Here is an 18,347-nt window from a genome sequence, read left to right on the forward strand (position 1 = left end):
TCCCCCTTAAAATTACGCAAGCATATTCTCCTATCCTTACTCCTTAATGCTGTGCAGCGAGACGCATAACTTCGGTTTCCGTAGCTTGCTCGCCTTCTAATATTCCTGTAAGCCGTCCTTCCGACATGACCATTACACGGTCAGACATTCCGAGCAGCTCCGGCATTTCAGAGGAGATCATAATGATACTCTTCCCTTGCTGAGCCAAGTCAGCAATTATGGAGTAAATCTCGAATTTAGCCCCTACGTCGATACCGCGAGTCGGCTCGTCCAGAAGCAGGATTTCGGGCTCAGTAAGCAACCATCTGGCGAGCAGCACCTTTTGCTGATTACCACCAGAAAGATTCATGATTAGCGTTTTGGTTGTAGGTGTTTTAGTTCGTAATTTTTCAATCATTTTATCTACTTCAACTTTTTTCTTCTTGCTATTCAGCAGGAGGTACGGTTTTTGGTAACGATGTAGATTAGCAATCGCACCATTCTCATGGACAGATAAAACTGGGAAAATACCTGTTACACGACGTTCTTCGGTAAGCAAAGCCATTCCGTGTTTCTTAGCATCCTTCGGAGAATTGATAGTAACCTCCTTGCCTTTAATAGAGATCGTTCCGGATTTCAAGGCTCGCAGACCGAACAACGCCTCAATGACCTCAGTTCTCTGGGCACCTACCAGACCCCCAATACCAAGGACCTCTCCACGTCTTAATTCGAAAGACACATCTTTAAATGATCTTTCCTCAGGGGAGGTTAAGCCTTCCACCTTCATGTATACTTCACCAGGTACGTTGAAGCGCTCAGGGAAACGGCTAGTCAAATCGCGGCCCACCATTTTGGAAATGATAATATCTGTAGTTAATTCCGCTGCTGGCCAGGTTCCGATTTTTTTACCGTCACGCATAATAGTAACTTCATCAGAGATGGCAAGAATCTCTTCCATTTTGTGAGATATATAGATAATAGCTACGCCTCTACTTCTGAGATCCCGTATGATCCGGAATAAATGTTCCACCTCCACACTGGTTAGGGAAGAAGTGGGTTCATCCATTACAATAACTCGGGAGTGAAAAGAGACAGCCTTCGCAATTTCAATGGATTGGATTTTGGATACGGAAAGCTTACCCACTAATGTTTCGGGATTCAGATCGATATCCAGATCTTTAAACAAATTTTCCGTGTCAGTGAACATTTTCTTATGGTCGATAAACTGAATGGGGCCGATTCCCTTCGTTGGAAAACGTCCTAGCCAGATATTCTCCATAACACTTCGGAACGGCACGGGATGCAGCTCCTGGTGAATCATCGATATACCGCTTTTTAACGCATCATTTGAACTGCTGATGGATGCCTTCTCGCCATCCAAAAAGATCTCACCGGCATCCGGTGAATAAATACCAAAGAGACATTTCATAAGTGTAGACTTACCTGCACCATTCTCGCCCATAAGGGCATGCACCGAACCCGGTCTGACCTTTAAACTAACATCATCCAGCGCTTTGACGCCGGGGAATTCTTTCGTAATATTGTTCATTTCCAGCAAAAACTCAGCTTTTTCCATGTTGTTACGCCCCCTACGCTTTTTTTCTTTTTTATGAGAGGCACAGCGGTTCCATCCTGTTCCCTGCCTAAAAGAAATACCGAGGAGCGGTTATCCGCTCCCCGTGCTGTCATATGATCATGAGTAACTCTGTAGCCGAGGTTAATTACTTAGCGTCAGCTATGTTGTCTTTCGTAATCTTTTTGTAGGAAATCCATACGTATTGGTTATCAGTAATATCAAAACCTACATTATCTTTCGTAGGCGTTTCGCCTTTAGCAAGCAGAGCGGCAACTGTGATAGCAGCCTTACCTTGGTTATTCGCATCATTCAGCACCGTTCCAAGCATTGTTCCATCTTCCAGCGCTTGAATCGCAGGAGCAGTTGCATCCACACCTACTACCGGCATAAATTTGTCACCTGTAAAGTAACCTGAAGCTTTCAGAGCTTCGATTGCACCGAGGGCCATATCATCGTTGTTAGCAAGAACAGCTTCAATTTTGTCGCCGTGGGAGCCAAGGAATGCAGCCATTTTTTCTTGTCCTTTTACGCGATCCCACATTGCTGTATCTTCAGCCAGTTTCTCCACCTTGATTCCTGCATCTTCGATAGCTTGAATAGAGTAAGTAGTACGAAGCTCAGCATCTTGGTGTCCTGGTTCGCCTTTCAGCATTACATATTGGAGAACTCCGTCGCCGTTCTTGTCCGCTTCAGGATGCGCTTTCCAGTAGTCAACAATCAGTTGGCCGGACATTGTACCAGACTCTTCTGCTTTCGCACCTACATAATAAACCTTATCCCATTTCTTCATATCTTCAGGAAGCGGTTCGCGGTTAAGGAATACCACTGGAATGTTTGCTGTTTTTGCTTTTTCGATAATGACGCCAGCAGCTGTACGGTCAACTGGGTTAATCAGCATTCCGTTATATTTTTTAGTGATGAATAAGTCAACCTTATCATTTTGTGTTGGTTGTGAATTTTGGCTATCTACGATATCTACTGTAGCGATGCCTTTAGCAGCACTATCGATAGCGTTACGAACACCTGTCATAAAAGTATCGTCAAATTTGTAAATGGCGACCCCAACTTTAGGCGTTTCTGTTGTAGTGCCCGAGTTCTCAGTCTTTGGAGCGTTAGTTGCCTTGTCTGCAGCACTATCTGTAGTTTTGTTGTTGCCACCACAGCCTGTCAGAGCAGCACCCAGCAAAGCACTAGCTAATAGAACGGAAGTGATTTTTTTCATTATTCATTGACCTCCTATTTATACTTCTTTTTTATTTGCCCCTGATCGTCTCGGGTACATCCATATTATGCAACACCTGAAAACGCTTGCGAATATAAAATCCTACTCATTACTATAAAAATTCTAATGAACCCAAGAAGAAATATAAGGATGATTTTCATTTAAAATTTATACTTTCTTATCTTCTAAAATAAAAAACGAATACCGCCCCATTCAAGGATGGTATCCGTTTCACGTTAAATCAGCATCTATCTAACAAATGGAAATAACAGCTTTTGATTCTCAGGCCACAACATATTGTCCAAATCAATTAGCTTTGTTCCTGTATCGACGCGTTCTGGTACATCAATTCCTTCGATCACTTCAACGGCATGTTTTACAGCCAAATACCCGTTGCTAAAAGGATTCTGTATCACTGTTGCTTGAACAGTACCGTCCTGCAGCAATTCCATCATAGAAGGAGAGCTATCAAAGGCTACCATTTTAATATTTTGCAGCCCCCGACTTTGGATAGCCATTGCAGCCCCTTGTGAAGCAGTTTCATTCAGGCTCGCAATTCCTCGAAGATTCGGATGCTTCAGCAGCATCAGTTGTGTAAGATCTTCTGCATCCTTAATACTGGAGGTCGTGTATGAAATCTCAACCACCTGTATATTCGGATAACGCGCAGTGTAATTTAAAAATCCCTTCTCCCGCTCCTCCGCGTCTCTTGCCCCATACTCAATGCCGTTAGAAGACTCCAGCTTCTCACTCTGCGTTGAATTGGTGAAGTTAATAATGCCCACCTCGCCGTAACCTTTTAACAGCTTGATCAGCCGTTCTGCAGATTTTTGACCCGCCTCATAGCCGTTCGAGCCAATATATGTCCTTACTCTTGCTGAACCTACTTCCGCATCTACGGATATCACAGGGATTTTAGAATAAGCAGCCTGATCTACAACCTGAGCAAGCCCCATGTAACTACTTGCAGCTAAAATAATCACGTCTGCTTTTTCTTTAATGGAGTCCTGCACCATTTTCACCTGTTCTGTGATGTCACTCTCAGAGTCCGGGGCTTTAAAGGTTAATTTAACGTTGAATTCCTGTGCTGCAGCTTCTGCTCCCAATTTAACCGTATTCCAGTAATCGCCCCTGTTCATTTTCACAATGAGATGAATATTACGGGTCTTATTTGTATTGATGTAATTGGGTGCTGAATTAAAACAAGAGGTAACTGTAGTCCATAACACCGCACACATTAACAAAGTTAGCCAAAAACGAAAGGTTTTCATGACGATGTCTCATCCTCCTTAAGCCCTTCACTGCCTTCGACTTTTGCTAATGCCGGGAAGATAAAGGTAACCGTAGTGCCTTCTTCAATTTCACTTTCAAAAGAAAGTCCATATTCACGGCCATAGTACAACTCAATACGCTCGTTCACATTTCTTACGCCTACCCCGGAACCACTCATACTCTTACTGCCGCCTGTCAAAATAACCTTCATAGTCTCCTTGGACATTCCTAATCCATTATCACTAATCCGTATGATGACAAGATTGTCCTTCAGTTCTGCTTGGATAGAGATAAAACCTTCATCAGGCATCATTTCTATTCCGTGATACAAGGCATTCTCTACAATAGGCTGCAAAATCAGCTTAATCGTCTGACACTGCAGTACCTCATCCTGTGCAATGATCTCGTAGCGGAATTTATTTTTAAAACGAAAGCTCTGAATGACGAGATAATGACGAATATGATCAAGCTCTTCCTGCACGGTAATCATATTATTCCCTTTGCTTAGACTAATCCGGAAAAACTTAGATAAAGACTGAATCATTGTAACGACCTCCTCCGTCTTACCACGCTCAGCAAGCCGGATCACAGAGTTCAAGGTATTGTACAAAAAGTGTGGATTAATCTGGGATTGCAGAACTTCAAGCTCACCCTTACGTTTCGTCTCTTGTTCATAAATAATTTGATCCATCAATTGACGAATACGCTGCAGCATGAGGTTAAAGCGTTTAGACAACTGTTCTACCTCATAGGCGCCACTTACATCGATTCGAGTATTAAGATCCCCTTCTCCTACCTGCTGAAGTGTCCGTTCCAGCTTACGGATCGGGCGGGCAATCCGCGCAGACAAAAAGACAGATACGATAATTACACATAAAATAACTACCGCTAAGAACCAGGATAAAAAGGTGTTCAGATCACGCTTGGTGGTCACGATCTCGTCATAATAAGCAACACCTACTATTTTCCACCCAGTCTGTTTTAGCGTTCGTACTGTAATAAATCGTTTTTCACCTGTAGATTCATCCAAATAACTACGATAAGCATATTCCAATACCGGCTCCACATTCTCATACTTTAAACCAGCATAAATAAGCTGCTGCTGCGGATGATACACGATGTTGCCTAATTGATCGAGGATGTAAGCGTATCCTCTTTTACCAAGCTTAACCTGCTTACTCAGCTCATCTATAGTGCGAAAGTTAAAATCCATAAGAAGGATACCCGTTTTTAGTACTCCCTTCTCCTGATATTGAATGAGTTTACTGATCGACACGACCCAAATATATTGACCTTTAAACAAGTTCTGAATATGGGGCGCCGAATAGGAGATCTCAGATGTTCTTTTGGCCGTTGTAAACCAGCTCTGGGTTTCTAACTGTGTGTTGCTGCGCAGTTTCTGTCCTGCTGTACCCACGACGTATTTCCCCTGTGGTGTAAAAACCGCTGCAGAAACCAGATCCTCTCTACTTCCCATTAACATGGCCATTCTTTCCATCAATAAAGCAGAGTCTACAGAGGGACTATTCGTAATTTGATCTTCTGCAGTTTCAAAAATATTTCGCATTCCTTTAACATAAAGCTCCAAATTGTAGTTCACTTGCTCAATAATCTGCTGCATATTCATATTGGCATTCTCTTCTGCTGTCTTCGCAAACTTGTTATACAGCATAAGGCTGACAACGACGGCTACAAGAACGGCAACGGATGTAAAAGTGAGCGTAATCGTTACTTGAATACTACGCAGCTTAGAGGACAATCGACGTTTCCCCCCTTTTGAATGCTGCGGCCGCAGTCGAAAAGAATAGGGCTTTTCTTGCCGCATAACTACCCTCCTCTGGAGCTATTTTTATACTCTTTGGGAGACTGACCATATTTTTTACGGAAGCAGAAGCTGAAATAGTTAGGATCAGCAAAGCCAATTTTCTCGGCGATTTCAAAAGCCTTAAGTTCCGTGGAGCGTAAAAGTTCCTTTGCTGCCTCTAATCGGATTTGCAAGAGATAACTAACAAAAGTCATCTTCATTTCCTTCTTAAAAATGCTGCTAAAATAGCCTGTACTGATATGTAAATGCTGACAGACCTTTCCGATAGAAATATCCGATTCCTCATAATGGCTACGGATGTAATCTTTAGCTTCATCAATGAGCAGCTTATAGCTAGATTGGCGTTCTAAAGCAATGGAGTCCATTAGCCGGCTGCAGATGGTAATAATCCACTGCTTGGCTTCACTCATACTATTGAATTTATTCATCTCAGTTAATGAGGAAATGCCAGATCCAACGAACTTAGCAGCATCACTACCGGACTCTTTGGCTACACGCAGGATAGATGTAATAATCTCCAGCAAAAAAATCTGATAATCCTGAGTAGATACCTGCTCAGCATTCAATCCGCCAAATAACTCCTCCACGACCTCCTTAAGCTCCTGTACGGTTCCCATCTTAATCGTTCGGATTAAGGACTGCTGGGTCAATTCATCATAGGCCAAGAGTGTATTCGAACGTGACTCCACATCCTCGATCCAAATGACTCTGTTATTGCCAAGAATGAGGCGATAATCTAACGCTTGCATGGCATCTCCAAAGGAGTTAAATAGCATAGCAGGCGAGTGACAAACCGTTCCAGAACCAGCGGTAACCGTTAGCTTAAGAAACCGCTGCACATTGTGGCGGATTTCTTCTAGAATTTCAAAAGTTCTCCCCGTGATTTCAGTTTCTTCTCCTGCATCACAAATGGAAAGAAGCACTACCTCATCACGATGGATAAACACCCTGCCCAAATTATGCTTATTACATAATTCTTCCGCAATATTCAGCACAGCGAAGAGCTGTAAATTTCTCTCTCCCGTATCTCGCAAAGAAATTTGCTTACCTCCGGTAAGGTTAACGGTTTCCCGTTCTGGACGAATATAATCCACACTAATTACCGAGGCTTGGAACCATTTCCCATGTAGATCTATTCCGTATTCCGAACTTTTCTCGTTTATTTCATTCATTCGTAACTTGCGTGAAACTAGTGAAGATAAAAACTGCTCACGCAGCACAGGCAGACTTTTTCGATAATGCTCACTGAGTACAAAAACATTCTCTTTCTCTGCGATTTCAGCCTCTATAGTGCCCCTGACCTTTAGCAGAACATCAATCAACTCCTGTGAAGAAAACGGTTTCAAAATATATTCATCGATTTGCAGTTTAATCGCCTTCTGTGCATATTCAAATTCATCATACCCTGTCAAAATAATGATCTTGGTATTAGGATGCCGCTCGCGAATCCATTCCGCCAGCTGCAGCCCGTTCATAAAAGGCATTTGAATATCAGTCACCACTACATCCGGGAGCAAACGATCTATCGCATCCGCTGCCTCTCGTCCATTCTCCGCCTGTTCTACAATTTCGAAGCCAAAGTGCTCCCAATCAATCTGACTGATGACCCCTTCCCTTACATCTTCTTCATCTTCAGCAAGAATTAACTTGTACATCTCTCATCCCTCTTTGAAAACGATTTATTTAACTGTCATAAAATTCATTCTATATGATTCAAACTATTCCATCTATGGTTAGTTATTTAGATCGATTTATTATAAATTAAAAGAATTGGTCTATTAACTGCATAAGGCAGTCAGAGGATTATAAAATTCGGAGTATAAGAGCGCGGAAATCCGGAATAAAAGCGACATGAAAGATAGCGTCGTATGGATATAAATACTGGGTATGAAGATTAGAGGGATTATGTTCTCGGCTCATATCCTTGATCGTTCCTTATATTTACATAAAAAAAACCATCCCGCCGTAGCTGGGATGGGGATGATCGGAACCTATAAGTATTATAGCAACGCTTTGTTAAAGCGATAGCCTGCTGTCTTTTCGAAACCTAGATGACGATAAAAGGAATGTGCCGGTGCGCGCTCTACGCGGTTACCACTTCTCAAGAAGAGCTGACAGCAACCTTGCTCACGTGCCCATTCTTCAGCTGCGGCCACAAGTCTTTTACCGAGTCCGTTTCCTCTGAGTTCTTCTGATACGATAAGTGCAGTAATCTCAGTGATACAATCTGTCTGTTTGTAATACGAGATTACCTGTCTAAGACCGACCATTCCCACAACTTCATTGTTTAGTTCTGCAACAAGCGTGCATTGGAGATGGTTATTCTCCATGCTTTCAAGTCTCTCTTTCATCACGCTAAGCGTTGTTGGATAGCCGAATTCACGCAGAAGCGCTGTCACTCTCTCCAGATCATTCAAGCCGCATTTGCGAATTTCCAGTACAGGTGCCATGGTACTACTGTTCATCCTCATTTACCTCCACTTTTAGCATAGACGCTGCCTGCTTGGCTACCGTCCGCGCGATTTCCACATTTTCCGCCGCACTTAACGCTACAGCCATCCGCCGCCCTGGACGGACTTCTGGTTTACCAAACACCCGAACCTGAGTCCTAGGTAGTTCCAAAGCTTCACCAATTCCGGTCACAACAAAAGCTCGTCCTTCTCCTTCAGCCTTCAGCGTAGCTGAGGCACCTGGTGTCAATAATTGTACTGACTGGACTGGAAAACCAAGAATAGCTCTGACATGCACTGCAAATTGAGATAAATCCTGCGTGGCCATCGTTACCATCCCCGTATCATGAGGCCTAGGGGACACTTCACTAAACAATACGCCTCGATCCGTCAAGAAAAGCTCCACTCCAAAAATACCGAAACCTCCGAGCTGATCGGTAACTGCTTTGGCAATAGACTGAGCTTCATCAAGAAGTTCCGCCTTCATAAAGTGAGGCTGCCATGATTCGACATAATCCCCATCCTTCTGAATATGCCCAATAGGTGGACAAAATATCGTGCCAGCCACGGACCGCACCGTCAAAAGTGTAATCTCGCTTTCAAAGGTAACGAATGCCTCTACGATAACACGAGTCCCTTTAGCTCTCGCTCCATCCAAAGCAGTGTTCCAGCATTCTTCCGCATCCTCCGGTCTTTTGCAAACACTCTGACCTTTGCCGGAAGAACTCATAATCGGCTTGATGACACAAGGAGTACCTAGTTCTGCAACGGCTTGACGAAGTTCTTCCAGACTATCTGCAAAACGATAATCCGCTGTTGGCAATCCAAGTTCTTCAGCAGCAAGTCGGCGAATGCCTTCTCTGTCCATGGTTAAACGAGCCGCTCGTGCGGTCGGAACAACGAAGAAACCTTCCTCTTCAAGCTCTTGAAGGGCATGAGTAGCGATTGCTTCAATCTCCGGAACAATAACATCCGGTTTCTCTGAGCGAATAAGCGTTTTAAGCGCTTCTGCATCCAGCATATCAATAACATGTGAACGATGAGCTACACCCATCGCTGGTGCATCGCTATAACGGTCTACAGCTACGGTCTCTACGCCAAGACGTTGAGCTTCGATTATGACTTCCTTACCCAGTTCCCCGCTGCCCAGTAGCAGCAGCTTGCGGCTTTGAGCTGAAAAAGGAGCTCCCCACATTGTCGATTTCAACCTCTTTCGGCAAATTGACTATCTCGTTTCCATAAATTTCTGAAAACAAAACAGTTTCATTGTATATTTTCAGGCTTCTTTATTTTCATCCATCATACGCCAGATTGCAAGTGTTCTTCGACAATTTCCTACAAATTTCAAAGATTTTTGTCTAATCTATCAACGAAAGATTGTTCCAAGATAGATAATTGGTGACCTAGTTGACCCCAATGATCTGCGGATTCACCCCCTTTAAGGAGATCTAACATCGCTTTCTCTTGCTCCGCTAACCCTTCTTGTAGGCGAACTGCAGCAACCTTTAATTCTCTGGCTATGCAATCGACATAATGCGCAAGCAATTTTTTCTTCTGCTCTGCCGCCGCAACATTAACAGCTTCTTTCACAAGAGGCTCGGCCGCACCTTTGACTTGCTCCCGACCGGCCCCCTCAAAGAAATAGCGAGGAGATTTGAAATGTCCCCATAAGGTTGACCATTCCACGCCCTGAAGCTGGCATTCCAGCTCACTAGGAGAAGGCCATGCTGCTTCTTCATTCTCCGTCAGATGAAACTCTTGAGTAGAGAAAAACAGCTCAGTAGCCGCCGCTTCAGCCGCTTCATGAACAAGTCTGCGCCCGGTACTTTCTAGTCGCAGCGTTGTCGCCCATAGCTCTTGCTCCAATTCACGCTTAGTGGTACGCATCAGCTCTGCACCACACGCAGCGAAGATAGCTTTTAAATTCCCTGCGTCCTCACGTAATGATGAGGGGTGGAAAGATTCCTGAAAATTTCTGGTGAAGGAGAAGCTAATCCGTTGACAGACATGATAGATCAGCTCCTCACCTTCATGAACAAGATCTCTGCTAGGACGTTCTTCTGTCTCTAATAGGGAAAGTCTCTTCATAGCTAGCTGACGACGTTCTTGCATTTCTTTTAATCCTGCTTCACGCTCGTTTGCCGCCATGGAAGCGAGATTCTGCCACTCTTCCGCCCTGCGGCGAACAGATGCGATGCTCTCTGCTGCTGCGTTAAGTGAAAGCTGAGGAAGTTCATCTCCCGCAAAACTTGATAAGGCTTGCTCAAAATGATGGAAACGGGAAGCCTCATAGCGATCATAATCATGCTGAGTTTTGCCTTCCAAAGCAAGCAAGCTAGAGAGTGCATAAATTCTCGGCGAGCGTAAGCCACCTGCACGTAAATTTTGAGCAACATGCTCTCGAACCTCTTCCAGTTCATCTTCGCCTGAAGCAAGATCGGAAGCATTGATAATAAAGAACATTTTATCAAGTGCAAAGCTATCTTTAATTCGCCCCAGCTGCGCAAGCAGACCTCGGTCTGCTTTTGAAAAGGCGTGGTTGTAATAGGTAACAAAACAAATCGCGTCTGCATTTTTCATGTAATTAAAGGTTACGCCGGTATGACGAGCATGCAATGAGTCGGCTCCTGGTGTATCCACGAGTACAATTCCGCTTTCGGTCAATGGACAGGCATAATACAAATCAATCCCCTGCACAAAACAGGCCCGGGTCTCCTCCGCTACAAGGCCCCGGTATTCTTCTAAATCAACAGTTCGCACCGTTCCCAGCAAGGGCTCAGCTTCTGCCCAGCCAGCCGCTGCTGCTCTTAGAAATCCAGCGTGTGGCAACGCAGAGGGATGAACTCCCCGTGCTGGCAAACTTGCCAGAACTGTTGTCCATGAGTTTTGCTGTGGTTCGCCTAGTTGCAGCACACTGAAGGAATGGCAGATGTCATCCCAGAAATCTGCCATGGTCTTCATTGTGACAACCGCGGTGGCATGGCGGAAGTCACCTTCCGGCGCCAATATGCGGTTGACCGCAGCCGTGGCGGGATGTGGAGACACGGGCAGCACTTCTTCGCCGAGCAAAGCGTTGGCGAAGGAAGATTTACCCGCGCTGAATGCACCGAACAGCGCAAGGGTAAAACGGCCGCCGGCGAGATCCTCCGCCCGTGCGGCCAAGCTCCGCGCCGCCGATGCCATCGCTGGCTCGCGGCGCAGCAGCTCTGCCGCAGCCGCCAGCGCGTCAGCGGCTGCCGATAGCCGGCGGCGGCCTCCCGCCGGCGAAGCCGTGCCCGCCGCCCAGCTTGCGGCGGCGGCACTTCCAGCCGCGACGCTTTGCAGCGGCTGAGCCTCCCGCGGTGCGGCGCTCTGCGCAGCCGCACGCGAGGTGACCCTCACCTCCGGCAGGATGCCGGGGGTGAGGGGCCGGCGCGGCGGCAGCAGCGCCGCGAGCTCGTGCGCGCGGGCGTCTGCCGCGCGGTCCAGCGCAGCTAGCGCGTCAACGGCGCGCGACTGCCGCGAAAGCGCCTGTTCGCGGCGCTGGAGTTCGGCACGCTGCTCATCCATGAGCGGTGGCAGCTTCGCTAACAGATCATCGCTCACCGCTAACGCGGCACGGCGGAACTGGCTCTTAATATCAGCCGCAAGTGTGCGGCAGAAATTGAGCAGCGCCTCGCCGCTATACCCCGTTCCCGGCTTAACTGCAGCCGCCAGCCACTCCTGGCTCACCGCCGGGAACCCTTGCTTCAGAGTCGTCTCCGCCTCCTCCTTCCACAGCCCGAGATTCTCCGCCCAATCACGTACCAGTTGAATCAAATGCCATTCCAGCTGGGCGGAAACCTCTCGGGTCAACAGTCCTTGCCAGACTGCCAGTCGTTTACTTTGTTCCTTCTCCCGCCGTGCAGCCGTAGAGAATAACCCTAACCGAAACGTAGGGCTGGCACTTTCCATGTAGCTTCCCGACGCCTCTCTTACATCTGCAGGCATTAGATTAGCATTATTAAGTAAGGTGTCTAGGCCAGTTCGCAAGCTCGCCCGTGACTTCTGAGGCAACGCCTCAAGTCGTTCCTTCTCTTCTTCGAGTGACTTCAGTTCATTCGTCACAGTCTCTGCATTCGTACCTTCTAGTTCTTCAAGGAGAGCCGCTCTTTCCTCCTGCTGATCTTCACGGAATGCAGTTAGAGAAGAATCCGCTGTATGATGAATAGAGCGAGACAAGCTATATTGAAGTAGCTGTTCCTTTTGTTCCAACAGTTCGGTTATAAGGCTGAGTAGCTGATCCCAATGATTAAGAGGATGCTCTTTCTTTTTGAGAGAGGTGAATAGAATTCCCGCACAATGAATCCCCCATTGTTCAAAAGCATTTTCAAGCTGACGTTTATATTCCTCAATGGAAATCTCTTGTTCCCTGTGCTTGTCGATCTGATTCACAATCAGATACAAAGGTTTACCCCAGTCACTAAGATTTTTGGCAAAGGCCAAATTATTCTCTGACTGTACATGGTTATAATCCATTACATAAAATACGACATCAGCTAAATGCAGCGCGGAGCGGGTCGCCGCCTGATGACCATCATCCGTCGAATCTACACCAGGTGTATCCAATAGTACGCCATCCTTGCCTAGCAATGGTATCTCATTCCACACTTCAATTGCGGAATATTCACCACCATTCCGACAGTATTCCTGTAATCTTTCTGGAGTTGTCTCTATAGGAGCAGGATCATTTTTACTTCCTTCAACTCTAGGATAAATAAGCACTCGTGGTACTCCACTGCGAATAGAGACAATATTCGCACTAGTCGGCACAGGTCCATAAGGCAGCACTGAACTGCCGCAAAGAAGATTGATCATACTGGATTTCCCTGCCGAAAAATGTCCGCAAAAAGCAAGGGTCAGCTCATTCCCACCCTCTTTATGTTGTAAATCTTCATATATACGTTCAGAGCCTTCATCACCCCAGCGATGCATTAATCCACGCAACTGGAAAAGCAGCGATGCCGTTTCACTTAATGTCTCTTTCTCGATTCTAACCTGTTCCGCTCTCACTGACTCTCCACCTCCACTGTTACCATCTAATCATGCTTTGATCCGTAGACGTTTATGCTTATGCAATGTTTATACAGGTGTAATTTCTTTGATGTCACGCAGAACCTTTTTTTATAAATAATAATTACAGTTTATCACCAGTTTGACACAAATTAAATACACACTACTTACAAAATAACCTATCATCTCTTACGAAATGAGGTTATTCAAACATCTTTCTGCTATTATCGCTAGAAAAGTCAGAAGCAAAAAAGGAGCCAGCCCTAGGGCCGACTCCTTTTATCACTTCTAAATTTATGCAGTTTCCGAAACAGGCAACAGAATTTCGAATACTTTTCCGTGTTGCAGAATAGTCAAACCACGAGATTTATCTCTCATTACAACAACTTCAGGTTTCACTGACATACGCTCAAAATAGTGTTCAGGAACGTCACCGGAATGACTGATCGTGATTCCTTCTACTTCTTGCTCTTCGTTCTCTTCGAGTGGGCTTTCCACTACGCGGTCAAAAATATCCGAGAACACTTCAAAATTATCTGTGTATACAGAAATGCATTTCATCTCTATCCCATCCTCTTCTTCAACTCTAACTTTTTGGCGTATGACCTTTAGCTTTCCTGACAACAGCTGTTTTCATACGTTTTTTGCCCTCTCGACATACATCAAGGAGCGGGCAAACTTGACATTTTGGGTTCTGTGCCTTGCAGTGATATCGTCCGAAAAAGATAAGCCGGTGATGAGTGATCGTCCATTCGTCACGTGGCACAGCCTTCATCAGCTTCTTTTCCACTTCCAGCACAGAATCTTTCCAGCCTGCTAATGCAAGTCGTTTAGCAACCCTCTCCACATGCGTGTCCACTGCAATGGCAGGAACTCCAAAAGCATTGGATACTACTACATTTGCAGTTTTACGACCTACACCGGGTAAAGTTACAAGCAAGTCATGAGCCTCAGGCACCTCGCCACCATACTGTTCTATGAGTATAGAGCATAGGCTTTGGATATGCTTAGCTTTGTTACGATATAGGCCGATGCGCCGGATATCCCCCTCCAATTCCTCCAGCGGTACAGAAATATAATCGATGGGGGCTTTGTACTTTTGGAACAGGTCCACGGTCACTTTGTTCACCGTTGCATCCGTACATTGGGCTGATAACAGTACCGCTATCGTTAATTCAAAAGCGTTACTATGATTTAACTCGCAATGAGCATCAGGGAACAAGTCTCCAATCGTATCCAAAATGTGGCGGACCTCTGCAACTTTCATAGTGTCCCCTCCACGGAGCGATTACGCTCATTAAAACTCACATGAGCGTGTCCTCTCTAATGTAAAGAAATATAAGCAAAGTCTGTATTATAACGTATGGTTTCATACATTTCAAGAAAATACAACTCTTATACTTTCTTATATTTCAAAAAAAACGTCTTGACGCAGGCAAAGCTCCTGTGTCAAGACGGTGATTCACTCAGAAATCCACCATTGCTACTATTGTTTCACAATTTCAACCACGATATCATTATTGAAATACATTATAATATTATCATTTTCTTTCAGAGATTGCACGGACAATGTCGTATCTCCTTGATGAATATATACATTTGAAGCAAGCGTGAACTGATACTTATCGTTCAGATTAGCTCTCTTAGTCACCAATGAGTTCGTCGAACTGTCATAGCGAGAGAATGAACGAGTTAACTGTGGTAACACACGAATGACTGTAACTCCATCCGTGTCTTTACGAATCTCCACTCTGTCCGCTGTTGTTAAGTTACTAAGAGCAGTTGTTGTGGCGCCATCACGTATGATTCTAACCCCACCGCTTACAGTAAAGTTTTGTGCTGCTCCAGCATACTCCTTCACAATTAAGCTATTCGTTGCTGCTCCTACTGAACTAATCTGACCCGTTGTAAGCTTAACTGCCTGAATAGCGAGCGGTGTGCTTCCATCAAAAGTCACATTCAGATAATCTCCCGATTTCAAAGCGGTTAGCTTAATGCTCTCACCGGCTTCATTTGTTATTGGGAGCGCCGCAGTATTAATCTCACTGGTCCCCCCATTCCATTTAATACTTATACGGTTTGTTCCAGAATTAACGGTTGCTGCTTCAACCTGAAGAACGGTCTTTACTTTCAATACTGCTATTAGATCCTGACTAGTTGTCAGTGAGGCTGTCACATTACTACCAACAGGAACATCACTTAAGGTTGGATTAGTCTTCCCAAAAAAATCAACTAATTGTGGATAAGGCATTGTTATAGTTTGCCCACTGTCCTTAAGCTTCAATACAATTGTTTTAAAAGAAGAATTAACAGCAGACAGGGTTCCTTCATACTTTGTGACAATTTCCAAAGACAGAGCCCGTTGACCTATTGCCGTTAAATTCACTTTACGGTTCTCAACAAGTTTCGTACCGACATTACTTAAATTAGGGAGTACGCCTTCAATCAACAATTTTGTTTTTTCATCCAACTGAACGACATGTGCCTTTTTATCAGTATCCATAACTGTCAATAGTTGCGTTTTATTATTATAGTCAATAACCGTCGCTCCACTATACTGCTCAATTTGACGGCTTAACACTTCAATCTTTATGACTTGATCACTGCTGTTCAACGTAAGCTGAATTTTGTCCCCACCTATTGCATCAGCTATAAGGTCATCAGCCACAGCGCTATTCATATTAGGAATAACAATCACCGGCTTCGTGCCTAACAGTTTAACTTCACGTGTTCCGTCCGTTTTTTTATACACAACTGTTGAATTGCTCAGTTCGGTAAGTACACCTTGAACTGTCCGTTCAACACCTTCTGTCACTTCTACAGTACGTATCACATTTTCCTTAATCGTATATTTAACAGCAGCACCTGTCTTTAAATCTGCTGGCTGCAGCACTGATGATTGCGAGCTGAATAATGAAGTTCCATCTTCCCATTTAAAGGTTTCCACCGTACCAGCAGCATTTTTAAACGTAATGCTTTTCCCGGTAAGATCTATGCTTTGAACGGTACCTGTTGTCGTTTTGTTAACTACCCCTGAAGTCACTTGAACACTGACCACTCTGTGTGATCCACTGTAAGTCTCACGTTGCAAAGTAACTACACTGTCTGCTACCAGGGAAGCAGGTTCAATTGATGTCCCGTTTGCATCTACAAAGGTAGTCGTTTCATCATAATAATACTCAGTGAACCCAGTAGCTGATTTGAGCCATAGCTTATTACCAGGTGCTACCATTGCGAAGCTTCCGGAAAGGCTCTCCACTTGTTGTGTAGGATCAGTCACTTCAACATAGGCTGCGTTATATGTCGCTCCAATTACAGTAACCTTTGTATAAGGTTGGACATCACTTAGATTTATTCTACTTTCAGAAGCGCTTGTGTAATAAGCGGTGCTCGCTCCCAGGGTATATGTAGAAGTCTTGCCATTGTTATAAACGGATAGTTTCCCATCTGCTAATTGACTGATTGTTCCTGATACCGTGTTGTCGTATTCAACCGTATTGTGTGCTTCCGCACGGCTGAAAAAAGTCGCCAATTGAGCACGGGTCACAGCCCCTTGTGGATCAAAGCGATTACCGTCAAGACCATTAGCTAATTTCAGATCAACAGCAACGTTGATATACCCTCTTTTGTTTGCAGACACTTTAGCATCATCCGCAAAGCCTGTCGGCGCACTAGCTGCTACAGCAGCATCTGCACTTTTTCCTAGTGCACGAATTAAGAGTTCAGAAATCCATTCGCGGGAGGCTTTACGCTCTCCCCAAGAAGTCTTCAGATTATCTGGAGCCATTTCAGTTGCCTTATCAAGTAGGCCTTGTTGAAAGGCCAACACTACATAATCCTTGTAATAATTCGTAACCTTAAAATCATTAGGTAAGGCAACCGTTGAAGAAGTATCCACTTTATCCTGCAACTTCATAAAACGTAATGCCATAAGCACAGCTTCCTGTTGAGTGACAGAATCCCCAGGGCGGAACAAACCATTATTACCAACTACAATTCCTTGTGATGCTAATTTATAAATATGCTTTTCAGCCCAAAAGCCTGTCTTCACATCGCTAAAGATGCCAACAGATTGTGTAGTAGTTGTTGCTGCTGTAGCTGCTGTATCTGCAAACACTGCGCTTGCGCCACTAAAAATCATGGTTCCAGCCATAACAGCCGATACTGCTTTAGTAGAATAAGCCTTCAATGGACGTTTTGACCTTTTTTGCGCGGACAATAGATTATTCCCCTCTCTATGACTCAAATAAATAGTATAGTTTAAAGTTCGTCAGTTAGATGCTTTTATCCTTTGTTGTAATAACAATTAGCTATTATCTCTAGTCATAGGATGCATTAGGTCAACATGACCCATCAAGCTTTCAACCTTTTCACCATCCACCAAAACTTCGATGCTTTTTACTTCTTCAAATTGAAAATAGGTTTTGGCAAGTGATGAAATCGCTAAGGACTCCCCACCAGCACCCAGCTGTGCTTCATCCGGTTTATGAATATCCATTACAATTTGACCATCAACAAACTTTAACGATTTCAGTTCAATCTTGCCCCATAACGATACAAGGTCCGTATTCTCGTTGCTCTGCAATGCTTTGAACGTCTCTGTATATTTCTGGGCATCGTCAGAGAAGCTGATGCTAGTCTTAGCAGGAATCAAATCCATAACTTGTGAATCCGTATAATATGCATCGATACTCTGGCTCTGTTTTTGTTTCTCATCTGCTACTGGCTTTGCAGTTGCCTGAGTTTCTGTGTTGCTGTTATCTGCTGTCGGTTGCGGAGTGCTAGCCACTTCGTTTCCTGATTCATCGCTTGGAGCCGGTGTACTTTCTCCCGCACCACTTACAACATTTGAAGGTTCTTGCTCCACACCATTTGCTGGAGCCGCAGTAGGCTTGTCTCCACAGCCAGCAATCACTAGCAGAAGCAGTGTAGCGATTCCAATTGTACTCCATTTTTGTTTCATCATTAATAAACGCCTCCTCTAGATGAATA

The 18,347-nt window shown here is 44.7% G+C and carries 12 protein-coding genes; all 12 read right to left on the bottom strand.

Annotated features, from left to right (window positions below):
- Window positions 1-43: 43 nt before the first annotated feature.
- A complete protein-coding gene (locus MHB64_RS20910) occupies window positions 44-1,555 on the bottom strand; it encodes a sugar ABC transporter ATP-binding protein (protein WP_341135306.1) in 1,512 nt (503 codons plus the stop codon).
- 145 nt (window positions 1,556-1,700) lie between these two features.
- Window positions 1,701-2,777: a galactose ABC transporter substrate-binding protein gene (locus MHB64_RS20915; RefSeq protein ID WP_094872599.1), complete on the bottom strand. Its 1,077-nt coding sequence runs from the start codon at window positions 2,775-2,777 to the stop codon at window positions 1,701-1,703.
- Window positions 2,778-3,025: 248 nt separating this feature from the next.
- A complete protein-coding gene (locus tag MHB64_RS20920) occupies window positions 3,026-4,048 on the bottom strand; it encodes a substrate-binding domain-containing protein (protein ID WP_076284597.1) in 1,023 nt (340 codons plus the stop codon).
- Window positions 4,045-5,874 (bottom strand): sensor histidine kinase, encoded by a 1,830-nt coding sequence (locus MHB64_RS20925; protein WP_094872598.1) that lies wholly within the window; start codon window positions 5,872-5,874, stop codon window positions 4,045-4,047. Before MHB64_RS20925 ends, MHB64_RS20920 begins: the two co-directional genes overlap by 4 nt.
- Before the next feature lie 2 nt (window positions 5,875-5,876).
- Entirely contained in the window at window positions 5,877-7,529 is a 1,653-nt protein-coding gene (locus tag MHB64_RS20930; RefSeq protein WP_094872597.1) for a response regulator, read from the bottom strand.
- A 345-nt stretch (window positions 7,530-7,874) separates the two neighbouring features.
- Entirely contained in the window at window positions 7,875-8,339 is a 465-nt protein-coding gene (locus tag MHB64_RS20935; protein ID WP_256989949.1) for a GNAT family N-acetyltransferase, read from the bottom strand.
- Entirely contained in the window at window positions 8,329-9,519 is a 1,191-nt protein-coding gene (purT, locus tag MHB64_RS20940) for a formate-dependent phosphoribosylglycinamide formyltransferase (RefSeq protein WP_094872595.1), read from the bottom strand. Before purT ends, MHB64_RS20935 begins: the two co-directional genes overlap by 11 nt.
- Window positions 9,520-9,668: 149 nt before the next feature.
- Window positions 9,669-13,355 (bottom strand): dynamin family protein, encoded by a 3,687-nt coding sequence (locus tag MHB64_RS20945; RefSeq protein WP_341135307.1) that lies wholly within the window; start codon window positions 13,353-13,355, stop codon window positions 9,669-9,671.
- Window positions 13,356-13,649: 294 nt separating this feature from the next.
- Window positions 13,650-13,916, bottom strand: a complete 267-nt coding sequence (locus MHB64_RS20950) for a hypothetical protein (protein WP_042129455.1) — start codon at window positions 13,914-13,916, stop codon at window positions 13,650-13,652.
- A 25-nt stretch (window positions 13,917-13,941) separates the two neighbouring features.
- On the bottom strand, window positions 13,942-14,622 hold the full coding sequence (gene nth, locus MHB64_RS20955; RefSeq protein ID WP_341135308.1) for an endonuclease III: 681 nt from the start codon (window positions 14,620-14,622) through the stop codon (window positions 13,942-13,944).
- A gap of 219 nt (window positions 14,623-14,841) precedes the next feature.
- Window positions 14,842-17,574, bottom strand: a complete 2,733-nt coding sequence (locus MHB64_RS20960; RefSeq protein WP_341135309.1) for an S-layer homology domain-containing protein — start codon at window positions 17,572-17,574, stop codon at window positions 14,842-14,844.
- 87 nt (window positions 17,575-17,661) lie between these two features.
- Entirely contained in the window at window positions 17,662-18,321 is a 660-nt protein-coding gene (locus MHB64_RS20965) for a GerMN domain-containing protein (RefSeq protein ID WP_094877075.1), read from the bottom strand.
- Window positions 18,322-18,347: the final 26 nt, after the last annotated feature.

Source organism: Paenibacillus sp. FSL K6-2859 (assembly GCF_038008265.1).
Classification (GTDB): Bacteria; Bacillota; Bacilli; order Paenibacillales; family Paenibacillaceae; genus Paenibacillus_AQ; species Paenibacillus_AQ nitricinens.